The sequence below is a fragment of the Glycomyces mayteni genome, assembly GCF_042428885.1.
Classification (GTDB): Bacteria; Actinomycetota; Actinomycetes; order Mycobacteriales; family Micromonosporaceae; genus Glycomyces; species Glycomyces mayteni.
In genome coordinates, this window is the sequence record NZ_JBHMBP010000002.1 from 866,310 (window position 1) to 887,342 (window position 21,033).

18 protein-coding genes are annotated in these 21,033 nt (G+C 70.9%); 7 read left to right on the forward strand and 11 right to left on the reverse strand.

Annotated elements, in window-relative coordinates:
• Positions 1-74: 74 nt before the first annotated feature.
• The 3 genes from ACFFXY_RS10720 (at position 75) to ACFFXY_RS10730 (ending at position 4,376) form a co-directional block, all read left to right on the forward strand.
• Positions 75-2,093, forward strand: a complete 2,019-nt coding sequence (locus ACFFXY_RS10720; RefSeq protein ID WP_382349543.1) for a glycoside hydrolase family 31 protein — start codon at positions 75-77, stop codon at positions 2,091-2,093.
• Between the two features lie 47 nt (positions 2,094-2,140).
• Positions 2,141-3,388, forward strand: a complete 1,248-nt coding sequence (locus ACFFXY_RS10725; protein WP_382349546.1) for a glycoside hydrolase family 27 protein — start codon at positions 2,141-2,143, stop codon at positions 3,386-3,388.
• A gap of 283 nt (positions 3,389-3,671) precedes the next feature.
• Positions 3,672-4,376 (forward strand): GH12 family glycosyl hydrolase domain-containing protein, encoded by a 705-nt coding sequence (locus ACFFXY_RS10730; protein ID WP_382349549.1) that lies wholly within the window; start codon positions 3,672-3,674, stop codon positions 4,374-4,376.
• Between the two features lie 97 nt (positions 4,377-4,473).
• Here the strand turns inward: ACFFXY_RS10730 and ACFFXY_RS10735 are convergent, their stop codons facing one another.
• The 4 genes from ACFFXY_RS10735 to ACFFXY_RS10750 form a co-directional block, all read right to left on the reverse strand.
• Entirely contained in the window at positions 4,474-6,840 is a 2,367-nt protein-coding gene (locus ACFFXY_RS10735; protein ID WP_382349551.1) for a xyloglucanase, read from the reverse strand.
• Between the two features lie 121 nt (positions 6,841-6,961).
• On the reverse strand, positions 6,962-7,906 hold the full coding sequence (locus ACFFXY_RS10740; RefSeq protein ID WP_382349554.1) for a carbohydrate ABC transporter permease: 945 nt from the start codon (positions 7,904-7,906) through the stop codon (positions 6,962-6,964).
• Entirely contained in the window at positions 7,903-8,886 is a 984-nt protein-coding gene (locus tag ACFFXY_RS10745; RefSeq protein ID WP_382349557.1) for an ABC transporter permease, read from the reverse strand. Before ACFFXY_RS10745 ends, ACFFXY_RS10740 begins: the two co-directional genes overlap by 4 nt.
• A gap of 80 nt (positions 8,887-8,966) precedes the next feature.
• A complete protein-coding gene (locus ACFFXY_RS10750; protein ID WP_382349559.1) occupies positions 8,967-10,661 on the reverse strand; it encodes a type 2 periplasmic-binding domain-containing protein in 1,695 nt (564 codons plus the stop codon).
• A gap of 240 nt (positions 10,662-10,901) precedes the next feature.
• On the opposite strand from ACFFXY_RS10750, the gene ACFFXY_RS10755 reads away from it, so the two are divergent.
• Together ACFFXY_RS10755 and ACFFXY_RS10760 are read left to right on the forward strand one after the other, a co-directional pair.
• Positions 10,902-12,062, forward strand: a complete 1,161-nt coding sequence (locus tag ACFFXY_RS10755; RefSeq protein ID WP_382349562.1) for an ROK family protein — start codon at positions 10,902-10,904, stop codon at positions 12,060-12,062.
• Positions 12,063-12,152: 90 nt separating this feature from the next.
• Positions 12,153-14,354, forward strand: a complete 2,202-nt coding sequence (locus tag ACFFXY_RS10760; RefSeq protein ID WP_382349565.1) for an alpha-galactosidase — start codon at positions 12,153-12,155, stop codon at positions 14,352-14,354.
• Positions 14,355-14,407: 53 nt separating this feature from the next.
• On the opposite strand, the gene ACFFXY_RS10765 is transcribed toward ACFFXY_RS10760, so the two are convergent.
• The 7 genes from ACFFXY_RS10765 to ACFFXY_RS10795 form a co-directional block, all read right to left on the reverse strand.
• A complete protein-coding gene (locus ACFFXY_RS10765; RefSeq protein ID WP_382349568.1) occupies positions 14,408-15,157 on the reverse strand; it encodes a glycoside hydrolase family 12 protein in 750 nt (249 codons plus the stop codon).
• Between the two features lie 224 nt (positions 15,158-15,381).
• On the reverse strand, positions 15,382-16,227 hold the full coding sequence (locus ACFFXY_RS10770) for an SDR family oxidoreductase (RefSeq protein ID WP_382349571.1): 846 nt from the start codon (positions 16,225-16,227) through the stop codon (positions 15,382-15,384).
• Positions 16,228-16,333: 106 nt separating this feature from the next.
• A complete protein-coding gene (locus ACFFXY_RS10775) occupies positions 16,334-16,591 on the reverse strand; it encodes a hypothetical protein (RefSeq protein WP_382349574.1) in 258 nt (85 codons plus the stop codon).
• 9 nt (positions 16,592-16,600) lie between these two features.
• On the reverse strand, positions 16,601-17,488 hold the full coding sequence (locus tag ACFFXY_RS10780; RefSeq protein ID WP_382349577.1) for an alpha/beta fold hydrolase: 888 nt from the start codon (positions 17,486-17,488) through the stop codon (positions 16,601-16,603).
• 44 nt (positions 17,489-17,532) lie between these two features.
• On the reverse strand, positions 17,533-18,333 hold the full coding sequence (locus tag ACFFXY_RS10785; protein ID WP_382350616.1) for a SigB/SigF/SigG family RNA polymerase sigma factor: 801 nt from the start codon (positions 18,331-18,333) through the stop codon (positions 17,533-17,535).
• Positions 18,334-18,886: 553 nt separating this feature from the next.
• Positions 18,887-19,162: a hypothetical protein gene (locus ACFFXY_RS10790; protein WP_382349579.1), complete on the reverse strand. Its 276-nt coding sequence runs from the start codon at positions 19,160-19,162 to the stop codon at positions 18,887-18,889.
• Between the two features lie 172 nt (positions 19,163-19,334).
• Positions 19,335-19,673 (reverse strand): hypothetical protein, encoded by a 339-nt coding sequence (locus ACFFXY_RS10795; RefSeq protein WP_382349581.1) that lies wholly within the window; start codon positions 19,671-19,673, stop codon positions 19,335-19,337.
• Positions 19,674-19,875: 202 nt separating this feature from the next.
• On the opposite strand from ACFFXY_RS10795, the gene ACFFXY_RS10800 reads away from it, so the two are divergent.
• Positions 19,876-20,253 (forward strand): hypothetical protein, encoded by a 378-nt coding sequence (locus ACFFXY_RS10800; protein ID WP_382349584.1) that lies wholly within the window; start codon positions 19,876-19,878, stop codon positions 20,251-20,253.
• A 96-nt stretch (positions 20,254-20,349) separates the two neighbouring features.
• On the forward strand, positions 20,350-21,024 hold the full coding sequence (locus ACFFXY_RS10805) for a DUF6766 family protein (RefSeq protein ID WP_382349587.1): 675 nt from the start codon (positions 20,350-20,352) through the stop codon (positions 21,022-21,024).
• Positions 21,025-21,033: the final 9 nt, after the last annotated feature.

A 21,033-nucleotide genomic window follows, 5' to 3' on the forward strand; every position in this document is an offset into this window, starting at 1 on the left:
CTTCCCCGGCCGGGCGCGACCGCGAGTTCGCCGCTCGCTCCGGCGGCCCCTGTCGAGAAGAGGAACTGCTGAACATGGACGCATTCGAGACCACCGGCGACGCGGTGATCTGGCGCGGCGACGGCGAGACGCTGACGGTCCAGGCGTGGGGGCCGAACTCCCTGCGCGTGCGCGGCACCGTCGACGGCACGGTCGCCGACACCGACTTCGCCCTGCTCGAACCCGAGCCCGCCCCGGTCGAGATCACCGTGGACGGCGCGACGGCCACCATCGTCAACGGCGGCATCACCGCCGTGCTCCGCACTTGGGGCGGGTTCAACTGGCAGGCCGGGTACGACACCTTCCACTGCGCGCTGGAGTTCCGCGACGCGCAGGGGCGCACCCTCCTCAAAGAGGTCGGCGGCGGCGCGCACCGGCGGACCGCCCGCGAGTACCGCCCGCTCCCAGGCGGCGCGCACCGCCTCCGCGCCTCGTTCGCGCCCGCCCCGGGGGAGAAGCTGTACGGCATGGGCCTGTACCAGGAGGCGATCCTCGACCTCAAGGGCTCCACCTTCGAACTGGCGCAGCGCAACTCGCAGGCGAGCGTCCCGTTCGTCCTCTCCAGCGCCGGGTACGGGTTCCTGTGGCACAACCCCGCGATCGGCACCGCCACCTTCGGCGCCAACCGCACCGAGTGGACCGCCGAGGCGTGCGGGCAGCTCGACTACTGGATCACCGCGGGCGACACCCCCGCGCAGATCACCGCCGCCTACGCGGACGCGACCGGCCACGCCCCGATGATGCCCGAGTACGGGCTCGGGTACTGGCAGTGCAAGCTCCGGTACTGGAACCAGGAGCAGCTCCTGGAGGTCGCCCGCGAGCACAAGCGCCGCGGCCTGCCGCTCGACGTCATCGTCGCCGACTTCTTCCACTGGCCCAAGATGGGCGACTTCCGCTTCGAGGAGGAGTTCTGGCCCGACCCGGCCGCCATGGTCGCCGAACTCAAGGACCTCGGCGTCGAGCTCATGGTCTCGGTGTGGCCGCAGGTCTCGCTGGAGTCAGAGAACTTCGCCGAGTTCAAGAAGGACGGCCTGCTCGTCCGCACCGAGCGCGGGAACGCCGTCCAGATGGGGTTCCTCGGTCCGAGCATGTTCCTCGACCCGACGAACCCCCGCGCCCGCGAACGCGCCTGGGAGATCGTCAAGCGCAACTACCACGACCTGGGCGTCAAGATCTTCTGGCTCGACGAGGCCGAGCCGGAGTTCGGCGTCTACGACTGGGACGTCTACCGGTTCCACGCCGGGCCCGCCTCCCAGGTCGGCAACCTCTACCCGCAGGCGTTCTCCCGCATGTTCTACGAGGGCCAGCGCGAGGCCGGGCAGGAGGAGGTCGTCAACCTGGTCCGCTGCGCGTGGGCCGGGTCCCAGCGGTTCGGGGCGCTGGTGTGGTCGGGCGACATCCACTCCGGCTGGACCGACTTCCGCCGCCAGATCACCTCCGGCGTCCACATGGGCGTGGCCGGGATCCCGTGGTTCACCACCGACATCGGCGGATTCGGCGGCGGCGACGTCGGCGACCCGGGCTTCCGGGAGCTCCTGGTGCGCTGGTTCCAGTTCGGCGCGTTCTGCCCGGTCATGCGCATGCACGGCGACCGCCAGCCGAGCGAGCCGGTCACCGCGGCCGACGGCTCGGGCCGCTGCGCCTCCGGCGCGCCCAACGAGCTGTGGAGCTACGGCGAGGACGTCTACGCGATCCTCTCGCGCTACGTGCACTTCCGCGAGGCCCTGCGCCCCTACACCCGCCGCCTCATGGCCGAGGCCCACGAGTCGGGCCAGCCGGTCATGCGCGGCGTCTTCCACGAGTTCCCCGCCGACGCGACCTGCTGGGACCTCGCCGACCAGTACCTGTACGGCCCCGACCTGCTCGTGGCGCCCGTGGTCGAGCCCGGCGCGACCGAGCGGCGCGTCTACCTCCCGCAGGGTGCGACCTGGACCGACCTCCACACCGGCGCCGCGCACGAAGGCGGCCGATGGATCACGGCCGACGCCCCGCTCGAACGCATCCCCGTGTTCGTCCGAGACGGCGCGCTCGCCGACCTCGTCGGCACGGTATGACCGCCGACCCCGCGGCCGCGCAGGCGGCCCGAACCCAAGGAGCACCAGTGAGTCCACTCGCCGCCGTCCCGCCGATGGGCTGGAATTCGTGGGACGTGTTCGGCAGCTCGGTCACCGAGGCCGAGACGCGCGCGAACGCCGAGTTCATCGCCGAGCACATGGCCGAGCACGGCTGGGAGTACGTCGTGGTCGACATCCAGTGGTACGAGCCGAAAGCGCGCGCCGGGGGCTACAACCCCGGCGCCGAGCTCGTCCTCGACGAGCACGGTCTCCCGCAGCCCGCGCCGAACCGGTTCCCCTCGGCCGCGGGCGGGGCCGGGTTCAAGCCGCTCGCCGACCACATCCACTCCCTGGGCCTGAAGTTCGGCGTCCACATCCTCCGGGGCGTCCCGCGCCAGGCCGTCGCCGCCGACGCGCCGATCAAGGGGACCCCCTACACGGCGTCGCAGATCGCCGACGAAGACCGCCCGTGCGCCTGGAACGACGACAACTGGGGCATCGACCACTCCCACCCCGGCGGCCAGGCGTACTACGACGCGCTCGCCCGCCAGTTCGCGGACTGGGGTGTGGACTATGTGAAAGCCGACGACATGATCGGCCCGTACTGGGCCGACGAGATCGAGGCGCTGCGGCGCGCGATCGACCGCTCGGGCCGCGACATGGTGCTCAGCCTCTCGCCGGGCGTGGGGCTCCCCATCGACCACGCCGAGCACCTCAAGGCCCACTCCCATCTGTGGCGGATCTCGGGCGACCTGTGGGACCGTTGGCGCGATGTGGACGGCCAGTTCGACCTGCTCCGCGACTGGGCGCCCCACGCGGGCCCGGGCCACTGGCCGGACGCGGACATGCTCCCCTTGGGCCGCATGGGTCTTCGCGCGGAGGTCGGCGAGCCGCGCGAAAGCCTGCTGACCCTGGACGAGCAGCGGACGATGCTCACGCTGTGGTGCATCGCCCGCTCCCCGCTCATGGTCGGCGCCGACCTGCCGAGTTCCAGCCCGGAGACGATCGAGCTGCTCACCGATCCCGAGGTCCTCGCCTCCCTCCGCCACCCGGTCGGGGCCCGCGAGGTCTGGCGCGAGGGCGACCTCCTGGCGTGGGCCTCCGAGGACGGCGCGTTCGCCGCCCTCTTCAACCGCGGCGAGGCGGACGTCGAACTGGAACTGCCGTGGTCGGCCCTGGGCCTCGCCGGCCCCGAGCGGGTCCGCGACTGCTGGAACCGCGCGGACCTCGCCGCCGGCGACCACCTCAAGGTGCGGCTCCGGCCGCACGGTGCGGCGCTGCTGCGCCTCCACTAGGACCGCAACGCGAAAGCCGCCCCGCAGCACGCGGGGCGGCTTTCTCTCTGCCGATTGCCGGACGCAGTGGTCGCCAAGTTTGTCAACGATCGGAATCAAGTGAGCGGCACGCGAAGCGCTGTGGATTCGGCGCAGGTCTTCATACAAGGCAGCTTGAACGGATCATCTGGAGATCATCGGTCGCGCGGCCATGGACATCGACTTTGTTGCATGATTTAATCAACACATCGACATTCAAGGATGTATGGATGTCAAACGGTCACCTGAGAAAGGCGAGTCCTCCATGCGACGCAGGTCCCTCCTCACCGCGGCACTGGCCGCACCCGTAGCCGCCGCGGGCGCCGTCGGCGCCCTCCAGTCACCCGCGCAAGCCGCCGTCTGGTCCACCGATGACGATTGGGGGAAGTGGACCGACGGCGCGTACACGGTCAACAACCACGTCTGGGGCTCCGGCGCCGGCTACCAGTCCATCTGGGCGAACTCGTACTCGAACTGGGGGGTGTGGGCCGACCACCCGAACACCGGCGGCGTCAAGTCCTACCCGCACGTGGCCTACCAGCTCGGACGCGACGTGTGGAACATGGGCAGCGTCTCGGCCAACACGAACGTCACCGTGCCCACCGGCTCGAACCTCGCCTACTGCACCACCTACGACGTGTGGGGCAACGGCCACGACTACGAGATCATGATCTGGACGCAGTACCACGGCGCGGTCGGCCCGATCGGCTCCTACGTCGCCGACGTCAACCTCGGCGGCCAGAACTGGGCCTTCTACCAGGGAAGCAACGGGTCGAACGCGGTCTACAGCTTCCTGGCGCGCAACCACACCACCAACTCCTGGGTGGACATCACCGCGCACGCCCAGTGGCTGGTCGCCAACGGCCGCATGCCGCAAGTCACCATCGGCGAGATCGCCTTCGGGTTCGAGATCACCTCGGCCGCCGGAGGCCACAACTTCAACCTCAACAGCTACTCCCTCTGGACGTAGCGCGAGCCGCGACCGCCGGGCCCGCATACGGGCCCGGCGGTCGGCCGTCCCGGTCCGGACGCGGCATCGCCGCACCCGGACCGGGACCGGGACCCGGTCAGTCGGCGATGTCGCCGTAGACGATGCCCCGGCCGTTGGTGGTCAGGTAGACGCGTCCGTAGACCTGCGGGTCGCCGGTGATCGCGGAACCGGACCAGGCCCACTGATGGTCGTCGTCGTTGATGCGGAACCAGCGCGCGCCGCCGTCGGTCGACCGGTAGATCGCGGCCTTGCCGTCGATGACCGCCGAGGTGTAGATCGCCGGATACCCGGACCGCCTCGCCGCCTTGCCGAAGCCCACGGACTCGGCGGTCGCGAACACCGCGACGCGCTTCCAGGTCGCCCCGCCGTCCTTGGAGCGCCACATGCCGCCGCCGACGCCCTCGGTCTCGTCGCCGCGGCCCGCGAGCCAGACGTGGCCCTTGTGGCCCGGGACGGCCCGGAAGTCCTCGACCGCGGCGGTCGGCAGGCCGGTCGCACCCGTGTCGGCGAAGGTCGCGCCCCCGTCGGTGCTCCGGTAGAAGACGCCCCCCGAGAAGGCGTACAGGTGCGAGGCCCGGACGCGGTCGGACCGGATCTTCGCCCCCGCGGGCAGCCCCTCGACCGGCGTCCAGGTCTCGCCGAGGTCGGTGCTGTACACCGGGGTCACCTCGGTGTCGCTGGGGGACCAGTAGATCCGGGAGCCGTCGGCGCTCACCGCGACGGTCCCGCCGTGGCCGTCGCCGGGCACCCCGTCGAGGCGCGCGGCGTTCCGCCAGGTCCGCCCCCGGTCGGTGGAGACGCCGACGTGGCCCTGCTCGTCGCCGTGCACGTTGCCGGTGCCGACGACGATGTCGGGGTCCGACTGCGCGAAGTCGACGCTCGTGCCTGTGGACCAGTTCGTGTCGATCATCGGCTCGGCCCGGCCGAGGTCGGTGTGGACGAACCCGCCGACGTCGCCGACGGCGGACACGAGCGTCCCGCCGAGCGCGGCGAGGTCGAGGACCGCGGTCTCCTCGATGCCTTGGGCCCGTACGCCGACGGTGAACTTCTCGACCGGCAGCGCGACGCGCCCGCCCGCCTCGTCCTCGCCGATGAGCTCGCCCTGTGCGTCCCACTTCGTGAGTTCCTCGGTGCCCCAGACGGTGGCGCCGGTGCCCCACATGATCCGGTCGGAGTCGTGCGGGTCGATCGCGAACGCCTCGATCATCCACCCATGCTTGACCGCGTAGGCGGGCCCCTGGTCCTCGCCGTTCCACGCCAGCCACGGGCTGGCGGACGCGTCCATGTCGAACCGGTCGTGCCGCTCCTGGCCCTCGGCGTAGTCCCAGCTCACCGACCAGGTCGCACCGGAGTCGGTGGAGCGGAAGAGGATCTCGTCGGGCCACCAGTTGTTGCACGTGGACGCCATGAGGGTGCCGGGGTTCTGGCGGTCGACGGTGATCCCGCCGAAGCCGGGGATCACCCCGCGGGGGTTGTAGGCGGGCGTGACGTCGGTCCACTCGCCGGTCTGGGTCGCCAGGCGCATGATCCGGCCGCCCCGTCCCGAGGCCGGTCCGCCGTTGTAGGGCCCGGGGTCCCAGCTCGTGATGACGTACAGGTAGCCGTTGGCGTCGTCCACGGCGGACTGCTTGGGGATCGTGCGGTTCCCGTCGACCTCGCCCAGCACCTCGGCGGCGCCGGGGACGGCCTGCCAGGTCGCCCCGCCGTCCTCGGAGACGTACAGCGGGTCGTCGGGGTCGGCCACGCCCACGTAGATCTTCCCGCCGATCTGGTCGAAGTCGATCCAGATCACGCCCTGGTTGTCGGCCTGGTAGGCGTTGGCGGGATCGACGACGAAGTTCCCCGCGCTCGGGAAGGACTCGACCTTCGCCCAGGTCCGGCCGAAGTCGACGGAGCGCCACAGGCCGTTCCCACTCGGCGTCCCCAGGTACACCTGGGCGTTGTCTGCCGGGTTCACGGCGAGGCGCTCGCCCATGCCGCGGCCGGGCATGTTGCCGCCCTGCTTGAACGGCAGTTCGGCGGCGCCCCAGGTCTCGCCGCGGTCGTCGGAGTAGAGGACCGCGCCGTTGTTCGGGTCCCAGTCGATGGTGTACGTGCCGACGGCGGCGTAGACGCGGTCGGGCTCGACCGGGTCGGACGCGATGGAGACGACGCCCGACCAGCCCCACTTGTCGCGGCCCACCCAGTCGAGCAGCGGCGTCCAGGTGCGGGTGTCCTCCTGCCACCGGTAGGCGCCGCCGATGTCGGTGCGGGCGTAGACGAGGCCCGGCTCGGTCTCGTTGAAGACGATGCCCGGAACGAAGCCGCCGCCGTTGACGGTGGCGTTCTTCCAGGTGTAGACGTCCTCGCAGCGCGGTCCGGACGCGGCGAAGGCCGCGGAGGCCGGGGCGCCCGCCGCGAGGGCGGCCGCGCCGAGGGCGGCGGTGAACGTGCGTCGTCGCATAGGGGTTGCTCCTTCGTTGGAGGTGGTGGGAGTGGAGGTGCGCGAGGGAGAGGAGGACGGGCGTCCGGGCCCGGATCTCGGCCCGGACGCCCTTTACCGGCGGCCCCTCACAGACCGCGGCTCAACCCTTCACGGCGCCGGTGATGACGGCCTTCGTGAAGTGCTTCTGGATGAACGGGTACATGATGACGATCGGGATGATCGTGCAGACGACGACGGCCATCTTCAGCGCCGCCGTGGGCGCGGCCTCGCCCTGGTCCTGGTACTGGGCCGCGGCCTGCGCGCCCTCGGGGAGGCCCTGGGTGGACATGAGCATCCGCTGGAGCACCACCTGGATCGGCTGGGTCTCCAGGCCCGGCGTGTACAGGACCGCCTGGAAGTACATGTTCCAGTAGCCGACCGCGTAGAACAGCGCGATGACGGCGAGGATCGCCTTCGACATCGGCAGCACGATGGTGAACAGGGTCCGGAACTCCCCGGCGCCGTCGATCTTGGCGGCCTGGAGGAGCTCGCCGGGGATCGAGTTCATGAAGAACGCCCGCAGGATGATGATGTTGAACGTGCCCACGGCCCCCGGCAGGATGAGCGACCAGTAGGAGTTGAACAGCCCGAGCTGCTGCACCACCAGGAAGCTCGGGTACATGCCCGGTCCGAACAGGAACGTCAGCAGGATGAGCCACAGGATCGGGCGGTGCAGCAGCGAGCCGGTGCGCGAGAGCGCGTAGGCGCCGCAGATCGTCAGGATCATGCTGATGGCGGTGCCGCCGGCGGTGAGGACGGTGGTCAGGACCAGCGAGTCGGTGAGCGCGCCGCCCGAGAAGATCTCGCGGTACGCCTGGAAGCTCACGTCCGTGGGGAGGATCAGGAGATTCCCCCCGGCGCGGGTGAGCGCTTCCTCGCTGGCGAGGCTGGTGGCGACGACCGCCCACAGGGGCAGGACGATGGCCGCGCCGTAGCAGATCAGGAACAGGGCCTTGACGGCCTTCCCGAGGAGCGAGGGCTCCTCGTCCCAGACGGGCCGGGCGCTTCTGCGCCGGGGCTTGAGTCGGATGTCGGTGGCGGTCATGACTTCTGGTAGATCCCTTGCTCTCCGAGGCGGTGCGCGATGCTGTTGGACGCGAGGATCAGGAGCAGCCCGATGACGCCCTTGAACAGGCCCGCCGCCGTGCCGAACGACTCGCCCTGGCTGCCGACGATCGACTGGTAGTACACGTAGGTGTCGAGCACTTCCGTGGCCTGGTAGCCCACGGCCTGGCGCTGGAGCTGGTACTGCTCGAAGCCGACGGAGAGGATGCCGCCGATCTGGAGGATGAGCAGCAGGATGATGACCGGCCGGATGCCCGGCAGGGTGATGTGCCACATGCGCCGCCACCGGTTCGCGCCGTCGGAGGCCGCGGCCTCGTACAGGCTCGGGTTGATCGAGGAGAGGGCCGCGAGGAAGATGATCATCCCCCAGCCCGCGTCCTTCCACGCCCACTGCATCCACACCAGCAGGGTGAACGTCTCGGGGTTGGAGGTGAAGTTGAGCCGGTCCCCGCCGCCGTCCATGATCCAGTTCGAGATGAGGCCGTCGGCGCCGAGGACCTGCACGAACACGGTGACGACCAGGACCCACGAGAAGAAGTGGGGGAGGTACACGATGGACTGGAAGGTGCTGCGGGCCCTGATGGAGACGATGCTGTTCATGACCAGTGCGAGCACGATCGACAGCGGGAACATGCACAGCAGGTTCAGCGCCGAGAACTTCAGGGTGTTGAGCAGCGCGGGCGTGAAGTACGGGTCGTCGAACAGCCTCCCGAACCACGCCAGGCCCACGAACGGGTTCTCCCAGAACGGCCGGTAGGGGCTGTAGTCCATGAACGCGATGATGTTCCAGGCCGTGGGCCAGTAGTGGAACACCCCGAGGTGCGCGACCACGGGGAGGGCCAGCAGCAGCAGCGGCCAGTCGTGCCGGAAGCGCTGGGCCACCGTGCGTCTGCGCCTGACGATCGGGCGGCTCGCGGGCCTTCCGGTGTCCGGAGGCGCGGTGCTCTGAAGTGTTGCCATCGCTTGGGTTCCAGTCGTCGTAGATCCTGTATGGAGCGGCGGGTCCGCCGGGCGGGCCCGCGGGCCCGCCCGGCCGGGCGCTACTCGCCGTGAACGGCCTTGTACGCGTCGGTGTAGTACTGGCGGGCCGTCTCCCCGCCGTTGTTCAGGTACGTCTCGACCATGTCGGGGATCGACGAGAGCTCGGCGCGGCCGAACGCGATGTCCTGCTGCTGGTCCCAGAGGGTCTGCCCGGCGGCCTTCGCCTCGGCCGGGGCCTCGACCCGCACGCCCTCGAACGCGTTCTCCATGGCGTAGTCCTGGATCGAGGCGTCATACTCGAAGCGCGCGGCGACCATGTCGGGGTCGCCGGTCAGGAACGTCTCCACCTGGCTGCCCAGCGCCTTGTAGTGCACCGGGCCCTGGACGACCTCGCTGCCCAGCGTGGTGAACACGGGGGTGCCGTCGTCGCCGATCGTGAAGTGCTCGCCTTCGACGCCGTACTGGAGCAGCTGGTACTCGGTGGTGCCGTAGGGGGCCGCGCACCAGTTCACGATGTCGAGGATCTCCTCGACCTGCTCCTTGGAGAGGCTCTTGTTGAGGAAGGTCCAGCCGCCGATGCCGGCAGCCATCGCGACCGTGGGCGTGCGGCCCTTCGCGGCCAGGGGCGGGAGCGGGGCGACCGCGCCCTCGACCTCGCCCTTCTTGACCTTGATGTTGTAGTCGTTCCAGCGGACCAGGTTGTCCTGGGTGAACAGGATCTGCCCGGCCTCCTGGAGGGCGGCCGCGTCGAGGGTCCCGGTCGGCACGTCGGGGTGGATGAGCTTCTCGTCCCAGAGGGTGCGGCGGAACTCCATCATCTCGGTGAACTCGGGCCGCTCGATGTTGTTGACCATCTTCTTCTCGTCGGCGTCCCAGTTCCAGCCGTCGGTGCCGCCGAGGCCGAACCACTGGCCGATGAACCAGTCGAGCTGGGCGAACGCCCACTTGCCGTTCGCGTCGTCCGACCAGGCGCGGGCGGCTTCGAGCAGCTCCTCGACCGTGGTCGGCATCGCGATCCCGGCGGCCTCCATGAGGTCGGTGCGGGCGAGGACGCCGTTGCCCTGGCCCCCCGAGTAGCTCATGGGGATGCCGTAGATGCCCGCGGTGTCGGGGTCGTCGGGGTCCTTCGACCAGACCGCCAGCCCCCACGCGGGCGTCGGGACCGCCGCCAGCAGCGGCCAGCGCCCGGAGATGTCGCCCTTGAGGATCTCGGTGAGGTCGTAGAACGAGTTGACCACCGTCTCCTGGAAGCTGCCGAAGGAGCCGGTCATGTAGTTGAACAGCTGGATGCCGTCGCCGTACTCGTCGGCCTTGACCCATTGCACCGCCGTGTCGGCGAAGGTCATGCCGTCGCCTTGGCGCAGTTCGAGTTTGGTCCCGCCCCAGGCCTCGTAGACCGCGGCGAAGTACGGGTCGTCCTTGGCGGGGGCCGGGCCCCAGCACGGCACGGTCAGCTCGTAGGCGCCGCTGCCGGCGGGCACGTCGGTGACGGCCTGGACCGGCTCGGGGTAGGACGTGAAGCCGGAGGGGTGGTTCGGCGGCTCGCCGACCAGGTCGGGCTGGACCGGCAGCGGCCAGTCCACGTGTTCGGGGAGGAAGTCGAAGCCCTCGGTGGCCTGCGTGCTGCCGCCGCCCGACTCGATGTCGGAGCAGGCGGCGATGATGGGGAGGCCCGCGGCCCCCGCGGCCCCGAGCCCGGCGGCCTTGAACAGGGAGCGGCGCTTGAAGGGCGCCGGTTCTGAGGGAGTAGTCATATGGGTGACCTCGTCGTCGTGAAGGGATTTGGGAGTCGTGCAGCACAGGTCTATCGAGGTATGTGGATGCCTGACCTGGTGCGATGTACGGTACGCAGAATCCACTGACTTTGTCAACACAAGAAACCAACTTGAGTCCGTGACGGCCCGGCGAATGCTGACAAACGTGATGTTCGATCCGATCGAGCGCCGAGATGCGGCCCGGATACCGTTGACACTGAACAAACCGAGGAGGCCCCGATGAAGCAGACGCCGGCAGTGGCGAAGGAGGTCCCGCAGGCCGGGGCCCCGCTCAGCGGCCTGGAGCGCAGCGCGCTGCGCGAGCTGCTGATCCACGGCCCGAAGTCGCGGGCCGAGATCGCCAGGGAGCTCGGCATGTCCCGGGCCAGCCTCACCCGGGTCACGCGGGTGCTCCTTGAGCAGGGCCTGGTCACCGACGGCGCATTGGAGCTGCGGGGGGCGACCGGCAGGCCCAGCGAGCTGCTGAGCATCCGGCCCGAGGGCCGGAAGTTCCTGGGCGTCAAGCTGACCAGCGACCGGCTCTTCGCCGTCGTCACCGACCTCACCGCGCGGGCCCTGGTCGAGTACGACGAGCCGCTGGCCTCGCGCCGGGTCGAGGACGCCGTGGAGCAGATCGGCGCCGTGCACGAGCGCCTCGGCGCCGAGCAGCCCGGCGTCATCGGCGCGGGGATCGGGCTCGCGGGCGACGTGGTGTCGACGGGCAGGCGCCAGACCGTCGCGCACTCGCCCTTCCTGGGATGGAGCGAGGTCCCGCTGGCGGAGCTGGTGGCGGAGCGGCTCGGGGTGCCCGCCACCGCCGAGAACGACGTGCGCGCGCTGACCGCCGCCGAGCACTGGTTCGGCGTCGGCGCGGGCTACGAGTCGATGGTGCTCGTCACCGTCGGCGCGGGGATCGGCGTCGGCATCGTCGTGGACGGCAAGGTGGTGACCGGCGTCAACGGCAAGGCGGGCAGCCTGGAGCACCTTCCGGTCGATCCCACCGGTCCGCGGTGCGAGCGCGGCCACCGCGGCTGCGCGGCCTCCTACCTCGCGAACTCGGCGATCGTGGCCGCGCTGCGGACGCCGGGCCTGGACTACGCGAGCGTGCTCGACCTCGCCCGCGGCGGCGATCCGGCCGCCATGCAGGCGTTCCGCGACGCGGGACACGCCCTCGGCGTGCTGGTCGCGACCCTGGCGAACACCATGGACCCCGAGAAGATCGTCGTCACCGGGGACGGGATCGCCGTGGCCGAGCTGGCCCGGGACGAACTCGACGCCGCCGTCGCGCTGTACCGGCGCCACCTCGGGGTCCCGACCCCGCTCGACGTCCAGCCGTTCGACTTCGCCGAGTGGGCCCGCGCCGGGGCCGTGCTCGCCATCCGGGACTTCCTCCGGTTCTGATCCGAGCCGCAGAGTTAGTTTCTTATATTGACAAACGTGTGTCGTTTGCCGATACTTGGACGGCCCCGATCCCGGCCACCAGGAGACCGAATGAACGACCCGCGCACCGCCGTCGCCGAAGGCCCCCGTCCCCGGGGCGTCGCACCGACGCCGGACCCGTCCGCGTCCCCCGGCGACGGCAAGATCCGGATGCTCTGGGCCGCCGGGGTCTGCGTCATCGTGCACCTGCCCGAGCGCGGGCTGCCCGAAGTCCTGCACTGGGGCCGGGACCTCGGCGACCTCGGCCACCGTGACCTGGAAGAGCTGCGCCGCGCGCGCGAGCGGCCGGTCTCGCCGAGCGCGCTCGACGCGCCCTGGCCCCTCACCCTGGTGCCCGGCGAACCCGACGGCTGGGAGGGCCGTCCCGGTCTCGCCGCGCACCGCGCGGGCCGGGCCCAGTACCCGGAGTGGACCGTCGCCGACGCGGGATTCGAGACCGACGCCGACACCCGGACCCTCCACGTCAGCGCCGAGGCGCCCGGCCTCCGCCTCGACAGCCGACTGCACCTGGACGACACCGGAGTCCTGCGCGTCGCCCACGAACTCGCCAACACCGGCGAGGAGCCCCTCTCGCTCGCGGCGCTCGAAGCCGTGATGCCCGTCGGCGACCGCGCCGCCGAGGTCCTCGACTTCACCGGCCGCTGGACCCGCGAGCGCGTCCCCCAGCGCGGCGCCCTCGCGCAGGGCAGCCGCGTCCGCGAGACCCGGCGCGGGCGCACCGGCCACGACTCCCCGTTCACGCTCGTCCTCGGCACCCCCGGCTTCGACAGCGCCGCAGGCGAACTCTGGGCGGTCCACCTCGCCTGGAGCGGCGACGCCGTGTATCGCCACGACGCCCTCCCCGAGTCGCGCACCCTCCTCGGCGCCGGCCCCCTGCTGCGTCCCGGGGAGATCGAGCTCGCCCCGGGCGCGTCCTTCCGCACCCCCGAAGCGGTCTTCGTCTGGAGCGACCGCGGCCTCGACGGCCTCGGCGACCGGTTCCACCGCTCGCTGCGGGCCCGCCCCTCGCATCCGCGCGAGCCCCGCCCCGTCGTGCTGAACACCTGGGAGGCCGTCTACTTCAAGCACGACCTCGCACGGCTGGAGACGCTGGCGCGCACGGCCGCCGACATCGGTGTCGAGCGGTTCGTGCTCGACGACGGCTGGTTCCTCGGCCGACGCGACGACACCGCCGGCCTCGGGGACTGGACCGTCGACCCCGAGGTGTGGCCCGAGGGCCTGCACCCGATCGTGCGCACCGTGCGCTCCCTCGGCATGCAGTTCGGCCTGTGGCTGGAGCCCGAGATGGTCAACCCCGACTCGAATCTCGCGCGCGAACACCCCGAATGGCTGCTCCAACCCCCGTCGACCCGGGCGTGGCGCGGCCAGTACGCGCTCGACCTGACCCGCCCCGAGGCGTTCGGCCACCTCCTCGACGCGATCTCCGCGCTCGTCGGCGAATACGGGCTCGACTACATCAAGTGGGACCAGAACCGCGACCTCATCGAGGCCGTCCACGACGGACGGGCCAACGTCCACCGGCACACCGAGGCCCTCTACCGGCTCCTGGACCGGCTCCGGGACCGGCACCCACGGCTTGAGATCGAGTCCTGCGCCTCCGGCGGCGCTCGCGTCGACCTCGGCATCCTCGCCCGCACCGACCGCGTCTGGGCCTCCGACACCAACGACCCGGTGGAGCGGCTCGCGATCCAGCGCTGGACCGAGTTGCTGCTGCCCCTCGAACTCATCGGGTCGCACATCGGCCCGCCCACCGCCCACACCACGCGCCGCGCCTCCGACCTCGACTTCAGGATCGCGACCGCGGTCTTCGGCTCCGCCGGCATCGAATGGGACATCACGACGTGCACGCCCGAGGAGCTCGACCGCCTGCGGGACGGCGTCGCATGCTACCGCCGACTCCGCGGCCTGCTCCACACCGGCGTCCTCTCCCATCTCGACACCGGCGACGAGGGGACGACCGCCACCGCCGTCGTCAGCGACGACCGCGCCCGCGCGGTCGTGCGCGTCGCCCGGCACGCCACCGGCCCCCGCGCCCTCGCCACCGCGCTCCGCATCCCCGGCCTCGACCCGGAGCGCCGCTACCAGGTCGCCCCGGTCCCCGAGCTCCCGGTGCCGCGCGGACTCGACGAGATCCCCCCGCCGTGGCTGACCCGAGGCGGCCTGCGACTCCCCGGATCGGTGATCGCCGACCTCGGCGTCCAGCTCCCGCTCCTCGCCCCCGGGGAGGCCCTGATCCTGGAACTCGTGCGCTGACCGCCGCGCCCGGCCCGCGGACTCCGCGGACCGGGCGCGGCGCCGATGCCCGCTCAAATCGTCGACCCGCCGCCGGAGGTGTTGCTCCACCAGGCGCTGTAGGCGTTCAGCGAGTACCGCTTGGACACGCCGCTGGTCGCGGTGATCTCAAGGCCGAACTGCATCGTGTCGAAGGTCGTGTTGCGCAGCAGACCGCTGCCCGCGGCCCACCGCCAGACCGCCGCGGCGTCGACCGTGCCGGTGGTGGTCTTCTGCGCGGGGATGAGCTGGAGGACGTTCCATCCGGGGTCGGCCTGCCAGACCGACGAGTAGAGGACGCCGCCGATCCACACGTTCGACGCGATCTGCGTCCCCCAGCCCCCGGCCGTCCCCCCGGACCAGTCGGTGAACACCATGATCTCGTCCTGGTTGCCCGTCGACCACAGGTCGCTCGTCCAGTTCCACCAGTCGCCGCCGGCGACGGGCGCCGACGAGGTGTCGTACCAGAAGCCCGCGGAGTTCAACTGCGACAGCGGGGTCTGCGGCCGCACCGAGGTGTTCGGGTAGGACTTGATCCCCCCGCCGGAGTGGTTCGCGTCGACGTACCAGGACTTGATGCTGTTCACCGTCAGGCACTGCCCGCCGGCGTTCTCGCCCCAGATGTTGTTGTAGACGGTCCACGTGCCCTGCGTGTAGCTGCCCCACCGGTCGCACGTCGAGTACACCTGCGCCTGCGCCGGCGCCGCGAGGCCCAGAAGCCCGGCGACCACGAGGACCACCAGCGCCATCCGACGGAGCGCCGCCGATCTGCGGACTGCATTCATCTGACCATTCCTTCTCTGCTCATCCAGCGAAGCCTGTCGTCCCGCGCGAGTCGATCTCGAAAAGCAAGGGATCAACCTGGATATATACCAAGATATTCTTGAGCATCGATGCCATGGTTGTCAATGTTTGATCGCATGAAGAAACAAAAAATCAGCTGATGAATGCCTCCCGCGGCCGTGGAAGGCGCAACGGGAGGCGTGTCTCGGATCGGGTCCCGGACGCGTCAGCCGGGCATGGTCTCGCCGCCGAGCGGGGCGAGGACTTCGCCGGTGTAGAACGAGGAGAGCCGGTTCGACGCGAAGAACACGTACGACGGCGCGATCTCGTCGGGGTCGGCGGCGCGGCCCATCGGCGTGTGCTCGCCGAAGCCCTCCACGTGCTCCTCAGAGAGGGTCGAGGGGATCAGGGGCGTCCACACCGGGCCGGGCGCGACGCAGTTGACGCGGATCTTGCGGTCGGCGAGCGCCTGGGCCATGGAGTAGGTCCAGGCGATGATCGCGCCCTTGGTCGCGGAGTAGTCGATGAGGGTCTTGTTGCCGCGCAAGCCGTTCACCGAGGCGGTGTTGACGATCGCGTCGCCGTCGCCGAGGTGCGCGAGGGCCGCGGCGGTGACGCGGAAGTAGGAGTGCATGTTCACGTCGAACGTGTGCGTCCACTGCGCGTCGGTGATCTCCTCGGGCCGGTCGACCGGGGTCTGGGTGGCGATGTTGTTGACGAGCAGGTCGAGCCCGGAGAGGGCCTCGACGGTGCCCTCGACGACCCGCTGGCACTGCTCGGACGAGGCGAGGTCGCCGGGCAGGAGCGCGCAGGTGCGGCCCTCGGCCTCGACGAGCTGCGCGGTGCGGGTGGCGTCGTCGTGCTCCTCCAGGTAGGCGATGGCGACGTCGGCGCCCTCTTTCGCGAACGCGACGGCGACGGCCCGCCCGATCCCGGAGTCGCCGCCGGTGACGAGCGCCTTGCGGCCCTTGAGCAGGCCGCGGCCCTCGTAGCCGTCCATGGCGTCCCGCGGCCGCGGCCGCATCTGGTCGGTCCGTCCGGGCGGTTCCTGCTGCTGCGCGGGCTTGCTCATCGCGCCGTCCCCCTTCGCGCGTGGTGTCGGCCTCTCGGGGCCCTGACTCTGACGGATACCCGCGGCGGAGCCCGGTAACCGCGCGCCCCCGCGGCGCCGCGGGTGGCTAATCGGGTTTGACGGCGTCTTTGAGCTGCGCCTTGTCCATGCCGGAGGCGCCGCTGACGTTCATGTTGCGGGCCTGGAGTTCGAGCTCCTCGCGGCTCGCGTGGCCGGGCCGGTCGCCCAGGTGCTTCGCACGGCTGGCGGCGAAGGCCGCACCGAGCTCGGCGCGGCGGGCCTCGTCGAGACCGGTGGTCATGCCGGGCAGGACCGTGGACTCCTCTTCCTCGACGTGATGCGTGGACCCGCCGGGTACCCGCACCCGGTCCGTTCATGCGGGCGCGGTCTCCGCCAAGAACCCGCGAAGCGCGGCCGCGACCTGGTCGGGGGCCTCTTCGGACATGTGGTGGCCGGAATCGATGACGGCGGTGCGGACCGGCCGCTCGCACCAGGGCTCCCAGACCGCGGCCGGGTCGCCGTAGAGGTCTTCCATGTCGTCGAAGCGGGACCACATGGCCAGCACCGGGGCTCTGACGCGGCGGCCGCCGGCCCGGTCGGCGGCGTCGTGCTCGCGGTCGCGGGTGAGTCCGGCCCGGTAGTCCTCCAGCATGGCCCGGACGGTGCGGGGGTCGGTGACGGCGGCGGCCGCGTCCTCATAGTTGTCGCGGCCCATCGATTCCCGATCGAGGCGGTACCAGGCGAGGGGGTCGGCGGTGATGACGCGCTCGGCGTGCGGAGAGGCGCCGTAGAAGAACCAGTGCCACCACTTCGCGGCGAAGCGGGCGTCCGCGCGTTCGAGCGCCTCGATGATGGGGACGCCGTCGCAGACGGCCAGGGCCGCAACACGGTCGGGGAAGTCCATGGCAGTGCGGAACGCCACGTAGGCGCCTCGGTCGTGGCCGACGACCGCGAACCGTTCGTGCCCGAGCGCCGACATGAGCCCGGCGGTGTCGGCGGCCATCGCCCGATCGCAGTACCGGCGGTGCTCCGCGTCCGGCTCGGGTTTGGAGGAGCGGCCGTATCCTCGCAGATCCGGGTAGACCACGGCGTACCCGGCGGCGGCGAGCGCCGGGGCGACGCGGTGCCAGGTGGCGTGGGTGCGCGGATGCCCGTGCAGGAGGACGACCGCCGGGCCCGTCCCGATCGAGCGACCGTGGAGTGCGATGCCCGGCTCGGTCTCTATGTCCCACGCCTCGCCCGAAACGTCCCAGCTCGTCATACGCGCCGGATACCCGTCCGCGGTCGGCGCGAACCGTACGCCGGTCATTCCGGCGCGGTCAGCATGCGTTCGCGCAGCTCGTCGAGGGTGGTGCGGAGCAGTCGCGAGACGTGCATCTGCGACAGGCCGACCTCCTCGCCGATCTCGACCTGGGTCTTCTCGTCGTAGAACCGCAGCGCCAGAATCCGCTGCTCGCGCTCGGGCAGGTCCTGGAGCAGCGGCACCAGCGCCTCGTGGTCGTCCACCAGCCGCAATGCGAGATCCTCGACCCCCACAGCGTCCGCAAGCGTGCCCGACGCCGGGTCGCCGCGGACCGGCTCGTCCAGCGAGACCGAACGGAACGCCTGCCTCGCCTCCATCCCCTCGGCCACTTCGGCCTCGGTCAGGCCCAGCCGTTCGGCGAGATCGCCGTCGGTCACCGGGCGGCCCAGCTCCTGCGCCAGATCCGCGCTGGCGGCGTTGATCGCCAGACGCAGCTCCTGAAGGCGCCGCGGGACGCGCATCGGCCAGGCCGTGTCGCGGAAATGCCGACGCACCTCGCCCATGATCGTGGGCACTGCGAACGAGAGGAAGTCCGTGCCCATCGACGGATCGAACCGGTCGACGGCGTGGATCAGCCCGACCGAGCCGACCTGGATCAGGTCCTCGGTCGCGATGCCCTTGCTGGCGTAGCGGAACGCGATATGCTCGGCCAGCGGCAGATGCCCGGTGATGAGCCGCTCCCGCAGCTCGGCCCGCTCCGGATCATCCTCTGCCAGCGCAGCCATCTGCGTGAACAGGGGTTGCAGCGGCCCGTAGTCGTCGTCACGACGGGTCCGATGGTCACTCGATCGCTGTGGTGCCATGTCGGCCACCGCCTTACGGTCCTCCGGTTCGCAGACCGACCCCGTGGCCGGCCTCGGATCGACCAGGTGAGCGTGCGCCCGGGCTGGACCGGTACGTTCCCGCGCCTCCACGGCCGCGAGCCGAAGGCGGTTTGAGGACCGCCGTGCCCGGCACTGGCATGGAGCGCGCGGTGTGCGTTGTCTGCTCTGGATCACGCCCTCCAAGGGCGACCCGCACAGCGACCGAGCGACTCCATCGATGCCCCCAGCCTAAGTCGCCCCGCACCGGCTGTCACCTCGCTGACCAACACCGGCTCGAATAAACCCGTCCGGAGTGCCGAATCAGGGCCTTGACGCGACCAGAGCGGGGACGGGCCAGATTTGGGGCCGCGGGCGGGCAAGGGGCCCGGTTCCGCGCTGATTCGCGCAGGCGATGGGGCGTCCGGCGCAGTGCCGGACGCCCCATGAATGCGTCCCGTCTCGGCGCGGTCTCAGGTGGTTTCGCATGGAGCGGCTCCGCCCGGTCGCGTGACCCTGGTGTTCCGCCCGGGGCCTGCCAACGCGTCGGCCGGGGCTAGAAGTCCCGGTTGGCGGGGGCGATGCTGAAGTCGCGGTTATTCAGGCCCGGCAGCTTGGTGATGCGGACGCTGTCGTCGTCGCTCGTGATCCGGACGCTGAAGTCGCGGTTGTCGGCGTCGGTGATCCGCACGCTGGCGTACGGCGGCGTGAACCCGTCGGGCTCGGCGGCCGACTTCTGGTGTCCGGTGCTCGCGGCCGCCGGGGCCGCGGCGATCAGGACGAAGGCCAGCGCGCCCGCGGCCGTCAGTCCGGTGCGCAGTCGATTGCTCATCCGTCTTCCCTTCCTCAATGCCGACATCGGTTCCTGCGGCAACTGACCCTTGATCCTCTTTGACCGGACACGCCTTGCGCGGTTTCCGAACGAATCCGAACGCGTCCGGGCCGAGCCCCAGGGGCTCGGCCCGGACGCGCGGCACATGACCGCTGCTGTCTCGTCGTCCGGACTACCAGGTCGCCAGGTTGCAGGCGGTGACCGCGTGCCTCTGGAGGACTCCCGAGTCCATCAGGCCGATCTGGCACGCGTAGATGTTGGTGCCGCCCGTGGAGCCGAGCCGGCAGAAGAAGATGCGCGTGCTGTCGAGGCCGTAGCCGACGTCTTCGAGGTAGCCGATGCAGTCCCAGGCGTCGGTCGGCGCGACGTCGGCGACGGCTTCCAGGCTCGTCTGGGCATGCGCCGCCTCGGGTTCGGCCGGTCCGGCCTGCGCGCCGGACGCCGACAGCGCCAGCAGCAGTGCGGCCATGACGCTGACGAGCGTCACGGCGAAGGTCTTGGTCCGTTCCATGCGGTGCTCCTTGGATCGAAGAGGGTCCCGTCGCTCGATTCTGGATCCGGGCGCACCGCTCGGCCATGGTCCATTGGAATCGGTTGGAACGCCGCAAATCGCATTCGAGGTGGCCGCGCCGATGTGCGCTGACCCGGTCGGTCGGCTGTTTGGCCTGGTCGTTTCTGGGAACTATGCAGCCGTGTGGCGGATCGGGATCAGGGTGGCCTGTGGGCTGGCGGTCTGCTGGGCGGCCTCGGGGTGCGGGACGGGGCAGCGCGGCGAGGACGCTGAGGCGGCCGCGGACGCGTTCGTGACGGCGCTCGCCGAAGGCGACGGCGCGGCGGCGTGCGGGCTGCTGTCGCCGGAGGCCGCGGAGCGGCTGGCCGCCGAAGACGGCGAGGCGTGCGGGGCGGCGGTCCTCGCACTGGGTCTCCCCACCGAGGCGGTCGGGACGGCTGACGTGTGGGGCGACCGGGCCCTGGTGCGGACCGGCGGCGACACGCTGTTCCTCGCGGAGCTGGCCGGCGGATGGAAGGTGGTCGCCGCCGGGTGCGCACCGCAGGGGGAGCGGCCCTACGAGTGCGAGGTGGAGGGCTGATGCGACGCGTGATGTTCACGGTGTACCTGGCGTTCACCGCGGTCGGGCTTGGGTACGTGATCGCCGTCGGGCTGCTGCGGCTGTGAGGGGGCGGCTATGCGGAAGGCATTGCGCGACAACGGGTTGAGCATCGTATTTGGGCTGCTGTTCCTCGCCGCCCTGGTCGGGCAGGTGTTCGCCGGGCAGGCCGACTACAACGACCGGCAGCTGGTCGAGGGCGGCGCGCCCGCCTCCTTGGTGCAGTACGTGACGTCGAGCGACTTCGCAGTGGACGTCGCCGAGAACTGGCAGTCGGAGTACCTCCAGTTCTTCCTCTACGTCTTCGCGACCGTGTGGCTCGTCCAGCGCGGCTCGCCCGAGTCCAAACTCGTCGGCAAGACCGGGACCGAGTCCGACAAGGAGCAGAAGATCGGCCGGTACGCCACCGAGGACTCGCCGCGGTGGGCGAGGGCCGGAGGCTGGCGGACCGCCGTGTTCGCCAAGTCGCTCGGGGCGGTGATGGGCGTGCTGTTCGCGTTGTCGTGGCTGGCGCAGTCGGTCGCCGGGCGCGCGGCCTACAACGCCGACCGGCTCGCGCAGCTCCAGGACCCGCTGAGCTGGGCCGGGTACGTCGGCAGCGCCGATTTCTGGAACCGGACGCTCCAGAACTGGCAGTCGGAGTTCCTGGCCATCGGCACGATCGTCGTCGCCAGCATCTACCTGCGCCAGCGCGGCTCCCCGCAGTCCAAGCCCGTCGGCGACCCCCACGACACCACCCAGGACTCCGGCTGAAGGCCGCTC

Excerpts from the sequence above, each read along its gene's own strand:
- ACFFXY_RS10720 (WP_382349543.1), top strand. The coding sequence starts at position 75 with ATGGACGCATTCGAGACCACCGGCGACGCGGTGATCTGGCGCGGCGAC.
- ACFFXY_RS10730 (WP_382349549.1), top strand. The coding sequence starts at position 3,672 with ATGCGACGCAGGTCCCTCCTCACCGCGGCACTGGCCGCACCCGTAGCC.
- ACFFXY_RS10735 (WP_382349551.1), bottom strand. The coding sequence starts at position 6,840 with ATGCGACGACGCACGTTCACCGCCGCCCTCGGCGCGGCCGCCCTCGCG.
- ACFFXY_RS10740 (WP_382349554.1), bottom strand. The coding sequence starts at position 7,906 with ATGACCGCCACCGACATCCGACTCAAGCCCCGGCGCAGAAGCGCCCGG.
- ACFFXY_RS10745 (WP_382349557.1), bottom strand. The coding sequence starts at position 8,886 with ATGGCAACACTTCAGAGCACCGCGCCTCCGGACACCGGAAGGCCCGCG.
- ACFFXY_RS10750 (WP_382349559.1), bottom strand. The coding sequence starts at position 10,661 with ATGACTACTCCCTCAGAACCGGCGCCCTTCAAGCGCCGCTCCCTGTTC.
- ACFFXY_RS10755 (WP_382349562.1), top strand. The coding sequence starts at position 10,902 with ATGAAGCAGACGCCGGCAGTGGCGAAGGAGGTCCCGCAGGCCGGGGCC.
- ACFFXY_RS10760 (WP_382349565.1), top strand. The coding sequence starts at position 12,153 with ATGAACGACCCGCGCACCGCCGTCGCCGAAGGCCCCCGTCCCCGGGGC.
- ACFFXY_RS10765 (WP_382349568.1), bottom strand. The coding sequence starts at position 15,157 with ATGAATGCAGTCCGCAGATCGGCGGCGCTCCGTCGGATGGCGCTGGTG.
- ACFFXY_RS10770 (WP_382349571.1), bottom strand. The coding sequence starts at position 16,227 with ATGAGCAAGCCCGCGCAGCAGCAGGAACCGCCCGGACGGACCGACCAG.
- ACFFXY_RS10780 (WP_382349577.1), bottom strand. The coding sequence starts at position 17,488 with ATGACGAGCTGGGACGTTTCGGGCGAGGCGTGGGACATAGAGACCGAG.
- ACFFXY_RS10785 (WP_382350616.1), bottom strand. The coding sequence starts at position 18,333 with ATGGCACCACAGCGATCGAGTGACCATCGGACCCGTCGTGACGACGAC.
- ACFFXY_RS10790 (WP_382349579.1), bottom strand. The coding sequence starts at position 19,162 with ATGAGCAATCGACTGCGCACCGGACTGACGGCCGCGGGCGCGCTGGCC.
- ACFFXY_RS10795 (WP_382349581.1), bottom strand. The coding sequence starts at position 19,673 with ATGGAACGGACCAAGACCTTCGCCGTGACGCTCGTCAGCGTCATGGCC.
- ACFFXY_RS10805 (WP_382349587.1), top strand. The coding sequence starts at position 20,350 with ATGCGGAAGGCATTGCGCGACAACGGGTTGAGCATCGTATTTGGGCTG.